This window comes from Pseudoalteromonas sp. Isolate3 (assembly GCF_022398505.1).
Taxonomy (GTDB): Bacteria; Pseudomonadota; Gammaproteobacteria; order Enterobacterales; family Alteromonadaceae; genus Pseudoalteromonas; species Pseudoalteromonas apostichopi.
Map to the genome: position 1 here is coordinate 16,043 of NZ_JAKEVN010000032.1, position 18,483 is coordinate 34,525.

An 18,483-nucleotide genomic window follows, 5' to 3' on the forward strand; every position below is an offset into this window, starting at 1 on the left:
TCAAAGTTAATTACAATTAAATGCTTTCAAATTCTTTCGTAATTGCAGGGTTTATCATTTAAAGTCTTATTAAACCCTATATTAAGCGTGCTTTTAACTTACTTCCATTCTTTCGTTGTCTTTCGTTTTATTGCGAAGTGTTTCGCGCTGTGCTACTGTAATTTCAAATCACGTATCTAACCAATAGCGTAAGCTGCTTGGAGAAAACCATGAATGCATTAAAAACGATTATAAATAACAATCGAGTAGGGCAAGCGCAGGGAATTTACTCTGTGTGCTGTGCACACCCGCTCGTTATCGAAGCAGCGATGTTGCAAGCTCTCAATGATGACACTGAAGTTTTAATTGAAGCTACGGCGAATCAAGTTAATCAGTTTGGTGGTTACACAGGTATGAAGCCCCATGACTTTGTTGAATTTGTCCATGCAATAGCCGAAAAGGTAGGGTTAGGTACCCAGCGCATTATTTTAGGTGGGGATCATTTAGGCCCAGTGTGTTGGGTGAATGAGCCTGCAGAGGTTGCGATGGAAAAAGCTGTTGAACTAGTAAAAGCCTATGTAAGCGCTGGTTTTAAGAAAATTCATTTAGATGCCAGTATGCCATGTGATGACGATGGAGAACGTTTGGCTGATGCTGTGATTGCCGAGCGTGCAGCATTGATGTGTCAAGCTGCAGAGTCGGTCTCAGAAGATAACGATATTCTCTATGTAGTGGGTACTGAGGTTCCTCCTCCGGGTGGCGCTACAGAGGAGCATGATACGATTGAAGTGTCGCATGTTGAAGGTGTACAGCAAACAATAGAATTACATCAGGCTGCGTTTGCTAAATTTAATATTAGTGATGTGTGGTCGCGTGTTATTGCTGTTGTTGTGCAGCCAGGGGTTGAGTTTGATAATCATCAAGTATTTAACTATCAACGTAATGAGGCGCAAAAACTGAAAGAATTTATAACCCATGTCGACAACCTAGTTTATGAGGCTCACTCAACGGATTATCAGCCTGATCACTGCTACCATGAGCTAGTGCAAGATCACTTTGCAATATTGAAGGTAGGCCCACAGCTTACTTATGCACTTCGTGAAGGGCTATTTGCTTTATCTTATATTGAAGACCAGTTAGTTGATCCTGCCAAGCGTTCTAATTTACGTGATGTATGTGAGCGGATCATGCTTGAAAAAACGCATTACTGGAATAAATTTTACCCAACAGAAGGCGCTCAAGCGAAGTTATTTAGAGCTTACAGTTATAGCGACCGTATTCGTTACTACTGGCCTGAAGATGAAATAAAGCAAACGGTAGAAACCTTGTTTGATAATTTAGAAGAGCAAATCATTCCACAAACCTTGCTTAGTCAGTTTATGCCAATGCAATACAAAGCATTAATCAATGGCCAAATTAACTCATCACCGCGTGAGTTAGTACTTAATAAAATAATGGAAGTAACGAATACCTATTCGCTTGCTTGTAATCAATAGGTGGTGTTGAGAGAATTTATTATGACGCAGTATTTATTATTAAACGAAACAGAACTTAAGCAAAAGAACGCTTATTGGACAGCAAGAGAAATCTCTCAGCAGCCAGAATCATGGTGTAATACCGCCGCTATTATCGAAACACATCGAGCAGAAATAAACGCATTTTTAGCCCCGCTTCTGCCATTAAAGGAATTACAAATAGTATTAACTGGCGCTGGCACATCAGCTTATGTTGGCGAAGTATTAGCACCACACTTAACAGCCAAAACAGATTTAAATGTGCGCGCAGTCAGCACTACAGATATTGTGTCTAACCCACATGGTTTTTTACAAAAGGGTACGCCAACCTTACTTATTTCTTATGCGCGTTCAGGTAATAGCCCTGAAAGTGTCGCTGCGGTCGATATCGCTGAGCAAGTCGTTGAAAAATGCTATCACTTAGTCATTACCTGTAATGAAAGCGGTGAGTTAGCTAAAAGAGCTGCGATTAAAAGCAATAGCTTTAGTGTACTTATGCCGAAAGAAACCCTTGATGAAAGCTTTGCAATGACCAGTAGTTTTACTTCGATGTTGCTTTCAACGTTATGTATTTTTACCCCTGATGTTAATCAGCTTACACAAGTGACAAGGCAAACAGAGCAGCTGCTCGAAACTCAACTCGATGAGGTTAGGAACTTTGCGCAAACTGATATTGAACGCTTGGTGTTTTTAGGGGCTGGTTCCTTAATTGGTTACGCAAAAGAAGCGGCCTTAAAGTGTTTAGAATTAACGAATGGTGACTTAATTAGTTATTTTGAAACGCCACTCGGTTTTCGCCATGGCCCTAAAACTATTATTAACGATAAAACAGCAGTGTTGTTGATGGCCTCGAGTGATTTTTATAGTAGTTTGTATGATGCTGATTTATATAATGAACTATTAAATGACCAACAATGTTCTGCGGTCAAAAAGCTGGCTTTAAATAGTGAACTGGTCGAGCTAGATGATGTTTGGCAAGGTCTGTATTATATTGTCTATTGTCAGATTTTTGCATTTTATAAATCAATGTCACTCGGTTTAACACCTGATAATCCTTGCCCTACGGGCGAAGTTAACCGTGTTGTAAAAGGGGTAACTATTTACCCATTAACTTCTCGCTAAGTAGTATTGGGTAAAGCATGGCTGTTTACGGACTTGATATTGGCGGTACAAAAATCGAAACCGCCATTTTTAATGATAATTTAGAGCAACAGCAAAGTTGGCGTATTACCACGCCAACCGATGACTATCAGCAATTTTTGCAAGCAATTTATCAGCAAGTGCTCAAAGCCGATAAGCTGACAGGTTGCCAAGGTGCTGTGGGCATAGGGATGCCAGGTATTGTTAATGATGCAGGTAAAGTGTTGTCGGCTAATGTGCCATGTGCCACAGGTAAAGTGATTGCCACAGATCTTCAAGCAATATTAAAACGCCCTGTTGCGATATTAAATGACACCCGGTGTTTTGCTTTATCGGAAGCAAATGGCGGAGCCGGTGAAGGTTATAGTCGGGTATTCGGTGCAATTGTTGGCACTGGTGCGGCAGGTGGTATGTGCATTGATGGTACTTTGTTTAACCAAGGCTTAGGTATGTCGGGGGAGTATGGTCATTTACCACTGTCTGCGTATCTGCAACAAAAATATCAATTGCCAGTTTTGAAATGTGGCTGTGGTTTAAATGGCTGTGTCGAAAGTTATATTGCAGGGCCAGGTGTACAAACCTTGTATCAGCATATTACTCAATCCCCTAAATCAGCGATTGAATGGGCGAACGATATCAAGCGCTCAGATGAGCAAGCTTTAAAGGTGCTCGCTTGTTACTTAGACATTCTTGGTGAAACCTTTGCTGCCATTAGTAAAAGTTTGCACCCAGAAGTTATCGTGCTTGGGGGTGGGTTGTCGCTCATTGATGCAATAGTAGAAAAACTACCTGACGCCATTCAAACTCATTTATTTTCAGGTTTTGCCGTGCCCGAAGTGAAGCGTGCAAAATTTGGTGATTCTAGCGGCGTGCGGGGCGCTGCAATAATAGGAAGTGTTCATGCTAATTCCAAAGCATCTTAATCGCTATTACTTAAAAGCCGCAAAAGTTGTTACTGATGATGCCGTTTTACTCGATCATGCAGTATTGGTCGAGCAAGGCAAAATTAGTGCTATTACCACGCAAATAGAGCCCGAAATCGAGGTAATAGAGTTAGGCGAACATAGCTTATTTCCGGGCTTTATCGATTTGCATATTCATGGCCGTGAAGGCTGCGATATTATGGACGGTACCCTTGAATCGCTTGAGACTATTTCTCGTTCTTTAGCAAAGCACGGCGTTACGGGTTTTGTTGGCACAACGGTGACCGCAGACTGGGACGTATCAATTCAAGCTTATAAAAATATGGCGACTGCTTATAAAAAAGGCTTGGCTGGTGCACAGTTACTGGGAACTTATAACGAAGGTCTATTCTTTGCAGAAGCGCATAAAGGGGCGCATAACGAGTCATTTTTTTTAGAGCTCACTAAACAGCGATTTGATGAAATTTATGCAGCATGTGAAGGTTGTTTAAGCTCATTTGCGTTAGCGCCAGAACTACTTAAATCACCCGACATGATCCGCTATATCACCGATAAAGGTGTGCGTGTGATGCTGGGTCATACAGATGCTAATTTTGAACAAACAACACAAGCTCTTGCCCATGGTGCCTGCGGTGGTGTGCATATTTTTAATGGTATGCGCGGTATTCATCATCGTGATCCCGGTTGTACCGGCGCACTATTAATGGACAAGGATGCAATGGTTGAGCTTATTCCTGATGGTATTCATTTGCACCCGAGCATAATGAACATGGTATATCGTTTAAAAGGAGCAGATAAAATTGCTCTAATTACAGACTGTGTGAGCGCTGGAGGTTTACAAGATGGTCGCTACCGTTTAGGTGAGCTTCCTATTGTGGTTGAGCAAGGTGTTGCGCGAACTGAAAGCGGCTCTTTAGCTGGCAGCACATTAACCATGGAAGTGGGCGTTGAACGATTCTATAGCCTAACCGACGCGAGCCTAGTTGAAGCAACTAAAATGGCGAGTTTAGTACCCGCTGAGTTTTTAAATAAAGCGGAGCAAATAGGGAGTATTGCGGTAGGTAAACAGGCTAATTTTGCCCTGCTCGATAAAGACTTTTCTGTTCAAGCAACAATCTGTGCGGGTAAGCAAATCTTTTAAAAGTTAAGTGAGAATGCAGGCAAAAGTATTCGATGCCATTGTTATTGGCAGTGGCATTACTGGCGGCTGGGCTGCTAAAGAACTAACCGAAAAAGGACTCAATGTACTGCTACTGGAACGTGGCAGGCAGGTTGTGCACGGTACAGACTATATCACTGCCTTTAAAGAAGATTGGCAACTGCCATTTCGCGACAGGCCCAGCTTACTAGAAAAACAGAATCAAGCTAAACAAGCACGCACTGGCTATGCCACCAAGCAATCAATAAAACATTGGTTTGTGAATGATTTGCAGCACCCTTATCAAGAATCGCAACGTTTTGATTGGATCCGAGGATATCACCTTGGTGGGCGCTCATTAACTTGGGGGCGGCAATGCTTACGCTTCAGTGATATTGATTTTGCAGCCAACAAACAAGATGGTCACGGCGTTGATTGGCCAGTGCGCTACAAAGATATAGCGCCATGGTACGATAAAGTCGAAGCCTACATTGGGGTTATTGGCGAAGCGCTGAACTTACCTCAGCTACCTGACGGACCTTACTTGCCTCCCTTCGCACTTAATGCAGTAGAACAGCAACTTAAACAAAGTTTATTAACCCACTACACTAATCGGCACCTAACAATCGGGCGAGTGGCGCATTTAACCAAGGCAAAACCTGAGCAAGGTCGTGCCGTATGCAGCAAGCGCAACCGCTGTATGCGTGGTTGCCCAACCGGTAGTTACTTTAGTAGTTTAGCCTCGACCTTACCTGCAGCGATGCGTACTGGGCGACTCACTATTCAGACTCACTCCATTGCCAAAGAGATTATTTACAATCCAGATAGCGGGCAAGCCACAGGTGTGAAAGTAATTGATGCTGAATCTAAAAAAGAGCGTATCGAGCGAGCGAACATCATTTTTTGCTGTGCATCAACGGTAGCCACAACAGCCTTGTTATTAAATTCAACCTCTGCACGTTTCCCAAATGGCTTAGGGAACGATAGTGGAGAGCTTGGCCATAACCTCATGGATCACCATTTTAGGGTTGGTGCAACGGGTGAACCAAAAGGTTTTGCTGAGGACTTTAATGATGGCGACAGACCCGTTGGTTTTCATATCCCGCGTTTTCGAAACCTTGATGATAACGAGCAGCATAGCTTTATTCGCGGCTATGGCTATCAAGGATACGCAACACGCAAAGATTGGCGACGGGGCTTTAAAGAACTTAGCTTTGGTAAGGCTTTTCGAGAAGAACTTGCCAAACCTGGGCCTTGGCAAGTTGCATTGATAGGTTTTGGTGAATGCCTGCCTTATCATCGTAATAAAATGAGCTTAGATCCGGTATTAAAAGATCAATGGGGATTACCTTTAGTTAATTTCGATTGCCAATTTGGTGAAAACGAACAGCGAATGCGCGAGGATATGAAAGCGCAAGCTGTCGAGATGCTAACCAAAGCAGGTTACCAAAATGTGCAAGCTTACGATAAAGGCTCAGCACCGGGGCAAGCTATTCACGAGATGGGAACCGCGCGAATGGGGCATGATGCTAAAAGCTCAGTGCTTAACCGTTATAACCAAATTCATAGTGTGCGTAACGTCTATGTCACTGATGGCTCGTTTATGTGCTCGTCGGCTTATCAGAATCCTTCGTTAACCTATATGGCATTTACTGCAAGAGCCGCTGATCATGCTGTACGGCATTATCAAAATGGAGTGTTTAATGGCTGATCTACAAAGGCGAAATGCGATTAAATGTTTAGCAGCATTATTAGGTGTCGCTATTACGCCAGTGGCTGCGACTCAATTATTTGATAAAACGGATGATAGCCATTTTGAGGTACTTAAAGCTGCGGCGCATCGGGATGTGGTCACGCAAATGCAGGCGGTTATTTTAGAGCTAGAGTCAAATGAGCAGCTGTACTTTGATTTAGTCGCATTTACAGATTTAATGCTAGCAAATACGCTAAATGCGGCTGAACGCACTTCATGTTTAAAAGGCGCAGAGCTGATTGCTGCAGGTGATCTTTCATTGCCGCAATTAGCATGTAAGCTCAAAGGTTTATTTTCTATATCGTTGCAACAGCAACAGCAAATAATGGCGCAGCAAGCCCTATCTATTTCAGAAGTAAGCCCTGACAAGCGTGACGAGTATTTAATTTATAAGTGTATTTTTACCGTGCGTGAATTTTTGTTATTGGGATATTTCACATCAGAAAAATTGCAGGCTAGTTAAATATCTAAATAACTGAGCCTGCGAAGACGTTACTAACGCCAACTTGTTAGCTTGTGACCAATCAGCGCGTAATAAAGAATAAACGCATAGCAGGGGATCAACAAATAGTAAGCTTGTTGTGCATTGCCTGTGTACTGTGCAAATACACCGTATACCAAAGGTAACAAAGCACCACCAGAAATACCCATAATGAGTAATGCCGCGCCAGTTTGGGTTTTATCGCCAAGGTTTGCAAGGGCCATAGGCCAAATCGTTGGCCATACCAGCGCATTTGATAAGCCAAGTAACGCAACAAATAACACGGTATCTGGAAAGCTGTTATCAGCAAGCCAAAAGAGTACTAAGTTTGCAATCGTTGTTTGTTGTGGATCAATCAAAATAATGCCAAACGAAAACACACAACCAGTGAACGCAGAAAATATCAGCGCCTGTTGCTGACTAAAAAAGCGGGGAATTAACACAATACCTAAAACATAACCAAGCACCATAAAGCCCATGGTGTAAGAGGTGAGCTCAGCGAACTGCAATACCTCTTGCTCTTTGCCGTAAAGGCCAATGGTGTCGCCAGCAATGACTTCGGCACCTATGTAAAAGAATAGGGCTATCACGCCTAAAACTAAGTGTGGAAATTGCAGAACTGATTTACTCTCGCTGTTGTTACTTGATTGTGGTTGCTCGATATCAGGTAAGGGGGCTAGCATGATTAAAGCTGCTAAAATGGCTAACGCAATTGCCATTACAAAATAAGGTGTGATTAAACGATTTGCCAGTTCTTGTAACTGTAATTGCTTTTGAATGCTGTTCAATTGAGCAAGGGCTTCTGGACTAAAGCTAGCAATATCGCTAAACACAATCGCAGAGAAGAGCAGTGGAGCCACCACACCTGCGCTTTTATTAAGAATACCCATAATACTAATGCGCACGGCTGCAGTGTCTTTAGATCCAATTAGCACGATGTAAGGATTCGCAGCGGTTTGTAGTAAGGTGAGGCCACTACCTAGGGTAAATAAAGCAACTAAAAATAACCAATACGCTTGAGTTTGTGCCGCAGGAATAAACAACAGTGCGCCTAATGCCATGGTGCCTAAACCAAACGACATACCATGCTTATAACTGAAGATTTGTAATATCTTAGCGCTTGGCAGTGCCATCACGGTATAGGCAATATAAAACACCAGAGTCACCATGTAGGCTTCTATATGGTTGAGATCGCAGACCATTTGTAAAAATGGGATCAAGGAGCCATTAAGCCAAGTTATAAAGCCAAATAAGAAAAACAAGCCACCAATGATCAACATCGGCAGTAACTGCGTGCGGTTGGTGTGTTCTGTTTGCTCTAACAGTGAGCTTTGTGTTGTCATTTTTGTCACCAAATAAGTTTATTGTGAAACAATCATAAAACAAGTTTCGTAAGTTTTGAAGGTTTTATTTTATTTCGAAACTAAGTTTGGCTTTAAAACTGTAAATTGTGTAATATTGAACTACAAATTTGAAAGCAGCTATTAAAACAACAGGCCAGCTATGCTAACCACAATAGAAAGAAGACAAAAAATCGTCCTGATGACCGAGGAACATGGCAAAGTAAACGTTAAAGAACTTGCTAAAACCTTTGATATTTCGGAGGTTAGCATTCGCCACGATCTTAACGAGCTAGGTAAACGTGGCTTAGTTGTTCGTTCGCGTGGCGGAGCAATTGCTTGCGATAAACTCGCTAAAGAGCTTTCGGTGAAAGATAAGCATAATGAAAACTACGCTGTGAAAGTGCTATTAGCTAAAGCTGTAGCAAACTTAGTTGATGATGGCGACTCATTAATTATTGATTCTGGCACCACCACAGAAGAAGTTGCCAAAGCATTAACCAATAAGCAGGGCCTTACGGTGATGACAAACGGCCTTAATATAGCCCATGTGCTGGCTGATATTGATGATGCAAATGTGTTTATGCTGGGTGGACAATTACGAAAGAAATCAATGTCTTTCTATTCAAATGAAGTTGAACAAGCACTCAGTAAGTATAACTTTAAAAAGGTTATTTTAGGGGTTGATGGTATCGACTCGGAAGCGGGGATCACCACCCATTATGAGCCTGAGGCAATGTTGAATCGAACTATGTGTACCCGTGCAGATAAAGTTATTGCTGTGACCGACTCAAGTAAATTTGGTAAGCGTGCCTTGTATAATGTACTACCTCTAAAATCAATCGATGTGCTGGTTACAGACAAAAATATGCCAGCGGAGTTCATTGAATCATTAACGAGCTTAGGTATCGAGGTGATTACAGTTTAACTTTCCAGTTAAAAATAATTGCAAAAAGGTGGCTTTAGCTGCCTTTTTTATTATCTAAAAAGACCAAACTAGCCCACCTCACAGAAAATCTTCGAAAAAAAATATTATCGAAACTTTCGAAATTAAAACCTTATCTTTAAAGGCGTTCAGCGCCTTTTTTATTATTTTGAAATACCGTTTCGTAACTATCGAAAGTTTCGCTAGGTAATTAATTGTTGATAGATTGTTTCGTTTTGTTATAAATTAAATGTAAGGCCTTACTCATTACCATTTTTATGGTGAAGAAATCTGAACATTTAAAAACAGGAAATCATCATGGCAACAACAACTAGAAAAAAATATTTGAGTGTGCTGATAAGCTCAATTCTGGCTTCATCAGTCAGTTTCGCCACAACTGCTCAACAACAAGAAAACGATAGTAAGGCCGAAGAAGATGTTGAGGTTATTGAGGTCACAGGGATCCGTAGCAGTATTAAAGAATCAAACTTTCGAAAGAAGGAAGCAACGACAGTAGTAGATGTTGTTGTTGCAGATGACATCGGTAAGTTCCCTGATGAAAATTTAGCCGAGGCATTACAGCGTATTCCAGGAATTACGATTACTCGTAATGGGGGGGAAGGGCAAAATATCCTCGTGCGTGGCTTAGGTGGCGGCTACAACATTACCACTTTGAATGGTCGTAAACTGGCTTCTGAAAACTCAGGACGTGACTTTAACTTTGACACAATTGCCTCAGAGTTAGTGGGAGCGCTTCAGGTTTATAAGTCGCCAGAAGCACGTTTAATTGAAGGGGGCATTGGTGCGGTTGTTGATATCGAAACTCGTAAACCATTAGATCAAGATGGCTTTACTTTGAGTGCTTCTGCAAAAGGGATTTATGAATCGCGAACCGGCGATGTACACCCGCATGCTTCGTTCATCATAGGTGACAATTTTAATGACGATACCTTTGGTGTGCTTTTCTCTGGTGCTTATTCAAAGAAAACCTTACGTGCAGATACTTACTCAGCAAGCGGCTTTTTTGATGAAGAAGAAGGTTGGGGGGCAGACAGCGCGGGTGTGCCAGTCGACATGAATGGCAACGGAGAAATTGATGGGCAAAGTGAAATATTTGCCTCAAAAATCCCGAGTTACATGTATTTTGCCAACGCGCAGGATGTGCGTGAACGCGTCGGTGCGACGTTAGCAATGCAGTGGCGCCCAACTGATACCCTCGATATTAACTTCGATGCCCTTTATTCACGTTACAACACCGATGGTCATCGCTATCAAATCGGTTTTGTTAACTACGATGAAAGCTGGACGCCAGGCACGCCAGTCTTTACCGATGCAGAATTTGATGACACAGGTCGAGTTGTTTCCATGACGCAAACCGGTAACACTATGGTGGAGTTACTCAACTTAACGAATCCACGTAAAACTGATACTTATCAGTTTGCCCTTAATGCAAAATGGTATCCAATGGATGGCCTAACACTGGCTATGGATGTTGCTCATTCAAAAGCGAAAAACGAAAACGGTGGTGATAACCGCTTTATTGTAGCGCGTGGTTTTATTGACTCTATAGGTATTGATTACAACACTGGCAACATGCTGCCAGATGTTACCTTATCGCCAGGCTTGACTGCGGATCAATCTTACGGAGCTCACTATAGCCGTAACACAGGTACAGGTGTTGAAGACACGGTTAATGACTTTAAGTTCACAGGTACGTTTGTGCCTGAAAGTGATTTGGTGACCCGTATCGACTTTGGTTTAACTTATCTTGAGCAAACTAAGAGCCAACTTGAATATGCATCAAAAAATGCCAGCCAATTTAGTAATGGTGGTCAATATTTAGAACGCGATGGTTATGAATTTGATGACAGCACTGTTGTGAATGTAGGTGACTTTAACCTATTTGAAATTCCAAGCGATGTGTTTGTTGAGGCCAATTTCGATAACTTCTTAGAAGGCGAAAGTAGTATTACACCTGAGCCTTGGCCAAGTTTTGATTACGATAAGTTACTTGCTTACTATCGTTCAATTAATGCTGAAGCAACTGATAAAAGTATCGTTGCATCGCTTAATTCATCAGGTACTTATGAGGTAACCGAAGAAGTCTTGACTGCATATGCGCAAGTGACGCTCGAAAGTACCCTTGCAAAAATGCCGTACATGTTAAATGTCGGTATTCGCGGCTCGCAAACTGAAGTAAGCTCAAAAGGGTCTGTTTACGATTTATCATTAATTGACTTACAAGATGATGGTAAACCACTTGAAAATGGTTGGCGTGAAACCGTTGAGCAATCATTTAAAGGGGATTACAGCAACATTTTACCCAGCATGAACTTTAAGCTTAGTATTACTGATGATTTGATTTACCGTTTCTCTGCGGCACAAGTTATTAGCCGTCCATCGTTAGGTTATTTACGCCCATGGCTTGCGCCAAACTTTGATACTTACCGTGAAGGTTTACCTCAACTTTCTATGGGCGATTCATCGTTAACGCCTGAAGAAGCCAATCAAGCCGATATGACACTAGAGTGGTACTTTGAAGACAGTAGCTCGTTAAGTGGTGGGGTGTTTGTAAAAGACCTAAAATCATTTATCGATTACGTTGAAAGTCCTGTTGAAATCGAAGGTGTGCGCTACTTTGCATCTTACCCGGGTAAGAGTAAATATGGTGCGACTATCAAAGGTGCTGAGTTTGCTTATCAGCAATCACTAGAAAACTTACTGCCTGAACCTTTCAATGGTTTAGGGTTTCAACTTAACTACACCTATGTTGATAGCAGCTACGATGAGCCAGAACTGAAAGAGTCAGGCTTACCATTTAGAGGTATGTCGAAAAACTCTTATAATGCTGTGGTTTACTATGAACAATATGGCTTCCAAGCGCGTTTAGCTTATAACTGGCGTAGTAAATTCTTGTCGGATCCAGATGCGTGGGGTGGCCCTTATTGGATCTCTGATTATGGTCAGTTAGATGCCAGCATGAGCTATAACATCAGTGATCAATTCACTGTGTTTGCTGAAGCTACTAACTTAACGAATGAGCGTTATTGGGGTTACACCAAACGCACTGACCAAGTGAGTTATCTTGAGCGCTTTGGTACTCAAGTCGCCTTGGGTGTTCGAGCTAGTTTCTAATCTTTGAATTCCCAGTTGTTAGTGTTGTTCAAGCGCCTGCAAAGGCGCTTTTATTTTAAAATGAGGTTGTTATGGCAGGAATTAGTGTTTGGCAATTAGCCATTATTGCTGCAATTGTGGTGCTGTTATTTGGCACAAAAAAGTTATCCCGAATAGGTGGAGATTTAGGGACGTCAGTCAAAGGGTTTAAACGCGCTATGCAAGATAAACCCAATGATGAAGTTTAGTTCGCGATGACGATTAAATTATATTACTGCCTTGTTCAGGATCGCGAGATTGATCGGCTTGTTCGCGAATATCATCGGCGTCACTGCTAACGTCATCAAGGCTATGATCGTCGAGTGATTTTGGTGTTTGTTGCTCAGCGGTTGCATTGATACTTGGTTGCTCTGTATCGTTCTCGCTATTTAAAATAATACGTTCACGGGCGTCATCTGGCATACTAATTTGCTCTTCTAAGTAGGTATTTACTAGCTCTCGCATCAACTGTGAGGCTACCTTGATATGACTATGTTCTGCACTATTTACCCAAAAATAAATAGTTAAATTCAGTGTCGCTGAACCTAGTGAGTCAATCAGAACTTGGCTGGGTGGATCATTAATAACTGCGGGATGTTGATTGACCACTTTCATTGCTAATTGCTGGGCATAGCGAATGTCATTATCATAACCAATACCTACTGCAAAGTGGCCGCGCATTTTAGGGTTAGCAGTTAGATTTTTAATAACGTTTTTATATACAGTCGCATTGGGAATTTGAATATGATTACCATCAAAGTCAACTAAGGTGGTAGCGCGGGCTGTAACCTTTTTAACTACCCCTAAACGACCATCGACTTCAATAACATCATCAATACGAAAGGGGCGTTGCACACTGAGCAGCATGCTTGAGATAAAGTTTTCGGCGATATCGCGAAAAGCAAAACCTAAAATAAGCCCGACTAATCCAGTACCACTCATAATCGCCACAGCAAAACTGGTGAGCCCAGCTAGACGCAAAAATAAGTACACACCAAACAAAATTATAATGATACTAAAAAAGCGCCTCGTGACGACATGTAAGAGTTTGCTTTCACTTACAAAACCAAGTGGTTTTATCAATAGATAGGATAACGGACGGGCCAATAAATAGCAGATAATGATGGCTACAATACCTAATGTCAGGGCGGGTAACATTTGCCATGTAGTATGTAAAAAATGCGTAACCTGAGAATTTAAGTCTTGCCAAGATAAGCTTTCTAAGACTGGTTGCGATGCTACGGAAAGTGTTGGTGTAACTAAGTTATGTATTTGATTTTTTAATATTAAATAATAATTCATCGCACCACTCCATGGGTTTATTTGCAGTTTTTATAAGCTTAGCTTAATGCAAATCAGACGCCATTATTACTGGCAAGTTGTTTGCTACTTTATATCCATTAAGGCAAATTTTTAGGTCACTTATGACTAAGAATAATCGTGGTTTCAAAGCTCGTTCACCCATGGAGATCCCAATTCGAGGCTGGTGGGACATTAGCAAGCGGGTTTATCACAACCTATCACAAGACAACTTATCTTTCGTGGCGGCGGGTGTGGCATTTTATGCTCTGCTTGCGATCTTTCCTGCATTAGCCGCTACAGTCTCTGTTTACGCTTATTTTGCGTCCCCGACCGATATCCATGAGCAGCTTGATAAAGTCACAGCTATTTTACCAACAAGTAGTCGAGACATTATTTTGCTACAGGTTGCAGAGGTGACTCAGCAATCGCAAAAGGTGTTAAGTGTTAGTGCCATAGGGACTTTATTGTTAACGATTTGGAGTAGCAGTAAGGGCTGTCAGGCGCTAATAACAGCCTGTAATATCACTTATCATCAGCATAACAAACGACAATTTTTTATGGCGTTACTGGTACGCTTTTTATTTTCGCTAGGTGCCATTGTTGTTGCGCTGGTGGCCTTATTGATCATCGGTATTTTACCGATTGTGCTTAACCTAGTTGGTTTAACAGAGCTCATTGATTTGTTGATCAAGCTCATTACGTGGCCATTGTTAGCCATCACTTTTAATTGCGCTTTGGCATTTTTATATCGTTATGCGCCTCATCGAACTCCGGCAAAATGGCGCTGGATCACACCAGGCTCAATACTGGCTACTTTGCTGTGGATCATCGCATCAATTGGTTTTTCATATTATGTCTCCCAATTTGCAAGCTATAACGAAACGTATGGCTCATTAGGTGGAGTAGTGATTATGTTGATGTGGCTCTATATCAGCGCATACATCATTATTTTTGGTGCAGCAATCAATGCCAGTGCCGAGCAGCAAACTGTGGTTGATAGCACTATAGGGCCTGAGAAAGAGGTGGGTCAACGCGGAGCGACTGTGGCGGATGAATTAACCAAGCAGCAAAATAAACATTCTCTTAAACAGAATGATTAGCGCGAATTTTACTCATGGTTGTTAACTAAATTAGCTCCTACAATTATTTCATACAATTTACGGGAGTAAAGTTATGAATGTGATTCAACAGTTAAATAGCCATGCCACACAAGATGGTGATGGCGTAAACATTAGCCGTATTCCGGGCTTTGATGGCAAGTATTTAGATCCCTTTTTAATGATCGATGAGCTTAAGTCAGATGATCACAGTGATTTTATGGGTGGTTTTCCTGCGCATCCTCACCGTGGTATTGAAACTTTTACGTATATTATTAAAGGCGGCTTCGAGCACCAAGACCAAATGGGCAACAAAAAAGCCATCCGTGCTGGCGATGTGCAGTGGATGAGTACTGGTTTTGGTGTAATCCACAGTGAAATGCCTTTGGCAGATGCCAAAGAGGGTATGCATGGCTTTCAGATTTGGTTAAATATGCCAAGTGCTGAGAAGCTTAGAAAACCGCGTTACCAAGATACCACTGAAGCGCCGGCGCCAACGACTCGAAATGAGCAGGGCGTTGAGCTAAAAGCGTTAGCTGGAAGCTGGGAGTTTGCTGATGAAAATCAGGTTTCTAGCCTACAAGATCTCGCCGCTAACGGCATGCTTGCCGATGTGACTTTACCGGCTGGAACACAGTTTTACCATGCACCGCTTACACAAACTAAGGTGATGCTTTATATCCACACAGGTGAAATTCATACTGAGCAGGGTGGGCCAGTTAAAGCAGGCAGCTTACTTATTTTGGAGCCTGGTAGTGATATTGAATTTAACTCTCAAACTGGTGCGGGCGTGTTGTTGCTTGCTGGTGAGCCGCTTAAGCAACCAATCGCGCATATGGGTCCGTTTGTAATGACAACACAAGCTGAGTTACAGCAAGCAGTACGTGACTATCAGTTAGGTAAATTTGGCACTCTATAGGAGGTTATTGTGGGATTACTCGTAAATGGCCAATGGCAAGATAAATGGTACGACACCGATAACAATCAAGGTGAATTCAAGCGTGAGGCGGCCCAGTTACGTAATTGGGTCACCGCAGATGGTAGTGCGGGAGAAAGCGGTGATGCAGGCTTTAAAGCAGAAAAAGATCGCTATCATCTTTATGTATCTTTGGCCTGTCCTTGGGCACACCGCACCTTGATATTTCGTCATTTAAAAGGCCTTGAAGACTATATTAGTGTATCTGTAGTAAGCCCTGACATGCTTGAACATGGTTGGACATTTGACAAAGATAATCACAGTACGGGGGATGCATTATTCAATACTGATTATTTGCACCAAATTTATACTCGTAATAAACCTGACTACTCTGGTCGCGTAACAGTTCCTGTGCTTTGGGATAAAAAGTCTCAGCGTATCGTGAGTAATGAGTCTGCAGAGATTATTCGCATGTTTAACAGTGCATTTAATGATCTAACAGGCAATGAGCGCGACTTTTACCCTGCGTCGTTGCGTACTGAAATTGATGAAATTAATGATCTTGTTTATAACAATATCAATAACGGTGTTTATCGTGCTGGCTTTGCGACAACGCAAGAAGCCTATGAAGATGCATATGACGACTTATTTGCTGCCCTTGATAAAATTGAGCTGCGTTTGACAGATAATCGTTATCTAGTGGGTGATACATTGACTGAAGCTGACTGGCGACTGTTTACCACTTTAATTCGCTTCGACAGTGTTTACGTGGGTCACTTTAAATGTAATTTGCGTACCATCGAAAGTTACCCTGCGATCAGCAATTATTTGCGTGAGTTATATCAAACTGAAGGAGTGAGTAAGACGGTTGATTTTTACCATATTAAACGCCATTACTACTTCAGCCACACGATGATTAACCCAACGCAGATCGTGCCTAAAGGGCCGGCAATAGACTACTCGCGCCCACACAATCGAGGATAAAAAGTGACTAAAACTAACAGTTTAATTTAGCAATTAAGCTGTTAGTTATAACTATCCATGACCTTGCTAATTGTGTCGATGCCAAACATCACTTTTTGAATAAATGACTCTGAACTTTTCACTAAATTAAAATTAGGGTGCTGTGACCAAATTGCTTGTAGTTTGTCATCAAGCAAGATAGCTTGCTGATCAGATTCGTTTCTTACTGGATTGTTAGAGTGAATGCTTTGCCCAGATTTCGCAGCAGTTTCAAAAAAGATCACCGCATCGTATTGGTTGAGTTCTATTTGTAGGCTGGTATTTAAGCATTGAAAAAACTCATCTTGTTCACCAGGCCAATAGGCAAGCCCATCTAAACTGCCACGATCGCAAAGCATCAAACGATTTGGATGCATGGTTCGCTGAATATGTTCTAGGTGTTTTTGTAAGCTGAAAATGGCTTGCTGGTGTGCTTTGATAAGATGAGGTGAGTCACTACGTTCTATTCCGCCACCAAAAAGCATGGTTGCTGACTCTGGTACCACGACAATTTGTTTAGAAAATTCTCGTCTTAGCAAGTCGATGGCTGTTGTTTTTCCACCACCTGGACCACCTGTTAATACAATCCTTTTTTTCACCTTAAGTTTCCACACATAGCTAGTTTGTGTTTAAGGTAATGAAAATAGCTTGTAAAGAGAAGTAAAAAACAAACTTTACATGATAAAGATCACAACAAGCGTAATAACCAGCTAAAGCGACTGACTTGTTTAAGTTTACCGTCTTTGTTATCTGAGTTATTGAGAGCTTCGTAGCCCATACCTGCAGTGAACGCACTGGCAATACCGACTTTACTTACAGCAAATCGCTTTAATCTGTACTTAAATGCCTGATGATGCTGACGTTTAATCTCATCTTGCAGATCCATTTGTTGACTAAGCTCAGTTACTTTATGCTGTGGCTTATTGATAAAATAATCAATTAACATCACTCATCCTCATTTAATATTCAATAATTGACGAACACTTTTAAGAGTGTGATCAAAACCAATCTTACTACTTACATAACCAATGTTTTTCCAAAGCCAAGCAAGGCAAAGTAGTTGTAATGCAATCAGTGAGATAGCTGATAGCCACAATGATTGGCTAAAACTGAATATGGCGATACCCACGGTAGCAAGTAAACCAGCCCAAAGCAGTACTAACCCTCCAGCAAAACAAACAAGTAAGATAATAGTTAAGGCGAGAGAGCGTGTTGATAGGCGCCACTCAGCAGCTGCAATCTTTTTGCAAGTACCTGTTTGTTTACGGTAGTCAATGTATAGCTGTTTGGCGTAATCAGATAATTTAGCAAGATGATCTTGCCACTGATCAGCGTTTGGCGGCTGATCAGTGGCACCTTGCGTTTTCTCATCTGTAGATTGAGAAGGCTGCATAACAATTACTTACGACGAATAAGCGCAGATACTAACATGCCTGCAGCAAAGGCAATACCCGCTGTTGCAAGTGGGTTTTCTGATGCAAGCTGACGAGTTTTACCACTGTATTCGTTAATTTTAGCACGTGCTACAGCTTGTTTTTCAGAAAGCGTTTGGGCAGAGCTAGACGCACCTTGACGTACACTTTGCTCGGCACTTGCAGCACGCGTTGATAATGCATCTACAGCGTGATGTGCTGCTTCAGTTGCTTTTTCTGTAAATGGCGCCTCTACTTGAGCCGCTTTCGAGTTTGCACTGCTGTCCGTTGCTGTACTTGTGTTCGATTTTGAAGTTGCGGTAGTCATAATCATTCCTTAAAAAATTGCCATTGAATTGGTAGCTAGTCTGTCGCAACCTTTATACCAAATTGCAAAATGTATATTTT

At 41.8% G+C, this 18,483-nt stretch carries 18 protein-coding genes; 12 read left to right on the plus strand and 6 right to left on the minus strand.

The annotated features are described in order from the left end of the window. The first annotated feature begins 209 nt into the window (after positions 1 to 209). From L1D46_RS08675 to L1D46_RS08700, 6 genes are read left to right on the plus strand one after another with little or no spacing between them, the layout of a single operon-like run. Positions 210 to 1,475 carry a D-tagatose-bisphosphate aldolase, class II, non-catalytic subunit gene (locus L1D46_RS08675; protein ID WP_239977367.1) on the plus strand — a complete coding sequence of 422 codons (1,266 nt, stop codon included), beginning with the start codon at positions 210 to 212 and terminating at the stop codon, positions 1,473 to 1,475. 21 nt (positions 1,476 to 1,496) lie between these two features. Beyond that, positions 1,497 to 2,615 (plus strand): SIS domain-containing protein, encoded by a 1,119-nt coding sequence (locus L1D46_RS08680; RefSeq protein WP_167658650.1) that lies wholly within the window; start codon positions 1,497 to 1,499, stop codon positions 2,613 to 2,615. Positions 2,616 to 2,632: 17 nt separating this feature from the next. Further along, on the plus strand, positions 2,633 to 3,556 hold the full coding sequence (locus L1D46_RS08685) for an ROK family protein (RefSeq protein WP_130050526.1): 924 nt from the start codon (positions 2,633 to 2,635) through the stop codon (positions 3,554 to 3,556). Further along, a complete protein-coding gene (gene nagA / locus L1D46_RS08690; protein ID WP_239977369.1) occupies positions 3,534 to 4,697 on the plus strand; it encodes an N-acetylglucosamine-6-phosphate deacetylase in 1,164 nt (387 codons plus the stop codon). Before L1D46_RS08685 ends, nagA begins: the two co-directional genes overlap by 23 nt. 13 nt (positions 4,698 to 4,710) lie before the next feature. Beyond that, a complete protein-coding gene (locus L1D46_RS08695) occupies positions 4,711 to 6,405 on the plus strand; it encodes a GMC family oxidoreductase (RefSeq protein WP_239977371.1) in 1,695 nt (564 codons plus the stop codon). Then, on the plus strand, positions 6,398 to 6,910 hold the full coding sequence (locus L1D46_RS08700) for a hypothetical protein (protein ID WP_239977372.1): 513 nt from the start codon (positions 6,398 to 6,400) through the stop codon (positions 6,908 to 6,910). The genes L1D46_RS08695 and L1D46_RS08700 overlap by 8 nt, the downstream gene beginning before the upstream one ends. Positions 6,911 to 6,942: 32 nt before the next feature. Here L1D46_RS08700 and L1D46_RS08705 read toward each other — a convergent pair whose 3' ends face one another. After that, complete coding sequence (locus L1D46_RS08705; RefSeq protein ID WP_239977373.1) at positions 6,943 to 8,271, minus strand: sugar MFS transporter; 1,329 nt, start codon at positions 8,269 to 8,271, stop codon at positions 6,943 to 6,945. Between the two features lie 160 nt (positions 8,272 to 8,431). Between L1D46_RS08705 and agaR the strand changes: the two genes are divergently transcribed. The 3 genes from agaR to tatA all read left to right on the plus strand — a co-directional run bounded on the left by agaR (position 8,432) and on the right by tatA (position 12,555). Then, positions 8,432 to 9,196 carry a transcriptional repressor AgaR gene (gene agaR / locus L1D46_RS08710; protein ID WP_130050530.1) on the plus strand — a complete coding sequence of 255 codons (765 nt, stop codon included), beginning with the start codon at positions 8,432 to 8,434 and terminating at the stop codon, positions 9,194 to 9,196. A 315-nt stretch (positions 9,197 to 9,511) separates the two neighbouring features. Next, entirely contained in the window at positions 9,512 to 12,328 is a 2,817-nt protein-coding gene (locus L1D46_RS08715) for a TonB-dependent receptor (RefSeq protein WP_178927432.1), read from the plus strand. Positions 12,329 to 12,399: 71 nt separating this feature from the next. Beyond that, positions 12,400 to 12,555, plus strand: coding sequence for a twin-arginine translocase TatA/TatE family subunit (gene tatA, locus L1D46_RS08720; RefSeq protein ID WP_130050532.1), 156 nt, complete (start codon positions 12,400 to 12,402; stop codon positions 12,553 to 12,555). 13 nt (positions 12,556 to 12,568) lie between these two features. Here the strand turns inward: tatA and L1D46_RS08725 are convergent, their stop codons facing one another. Next, positions 12,569 to 13,648 (minus strand): mechanosensitive ion channel domain-containing protein, encoded by a 1,080-nt coding sequence (locus L1D46_RS08725; protein ID WP_130050533.1) that lies wholly within the window; start codon positions 13,646 to 13,648, stop codon positions 12,569 to 12,571. A gap of 122 nt (positions 13,649 to 13,770) precedes the next feature. Here L1D46_RS08725 and L1D46_RS08730 point away from each other — a divergent pair, with 122 nt between their 5' ends. From L1D46_RS08730 to L1D46_RS08740, 3 genes are all read left to right on the plus strand, one after another. Beyond that, complete coding sequence (locus L1D46_RS08730) at positions 13,771 to 14,748, plus strand: YihY/virulence factor BrkB family protein (protein WP_167658656.1); 978 nt, start codon at positions 13,771 to 13,773, stop codon at positions 14,746 to 14,748. Between the two features lie 73 nt (positions 14,749 to 14,821). Then, a complete protein-coding gene (locus tag L1D46_RS08735) occupies positions 14,822 to 15,664 on the plus strand; it encodes a pirin family protein (protein WP_130050535.1) in 843 nt (280 codons plus the stop codon). A gap of 9 nt (positions 15,665 to 15,673) precedes the next feature. Further along, positions 15,674 to 16,645 carry a glutathione S-transferase family protein gene (locus L1D46_RS08740; protein WP_130050536.1) on the plus strand — a complete coding sequence of 324 codons (972 nt, stop codon included), beginning with the start codon at positions 15,674 to 15,676 and terminating at the stop codon, positions 16,643 to 16,645. A 41-nt stretch (positions 16,646 to 16,686) separates the two neighbouring features. On the opposite strand, the gene L1D46_RS08745 is transcribed toward L1D46_RS08740, so the two are convergent. The 4 genes from L1D46_RS08745 to L1D46_RS08760 all read right to left on the minus strand — a co-directional run bounded on the left by L1D46_RS08745 (position 16,687) and on the right by L1D46_RS08760 (position 18,403). Then, a complete protein-coding gene (locus L1D46_RS08745) occupies positions 16,687 to 17,262 on the minus strand; it encodes an AAA family ATPase (protein WP_233786762.1) in 576 nt (191 codons plus the stop codon). Between the two features lie 89 nt (positions 17,263 to 17,351). Continuing rightward, positions 17,352 to 17,609, minus strand: coding sequence for a hypothetical protein (locus L1D46_RS08750; protein ID WP_178927429.1), 258 nt, complete (start codon positions 17,607 to 17,609; stop codon positions 17,352 to 17,354). 9 nt (positions 17,610 to 17,618) lie between these two features. Next, entirely contained in the window at positions 17,619 to 18,056 is a 438-nt protein-coding gene (locus L1D46_RS08755) for a hypothetical protein (RefSeq protein ID WP_130050539.1), read from the minus strand. Positions 18,057 to 18,061: 5 nt separating this feature from the next. Next, positions 18,062 to 18,403, minus strand: a complete 342-nt coding sequence (locus L1D46_RS08760; protein ID WP_130050540.1) for a DUF883 domain-containing protein — start codon at positions 18,401 to 18,403, stop codon at positions 18,062 to 18,064. Positions 18,404 to 18,483: the final 80 nt, after the last annotated feature.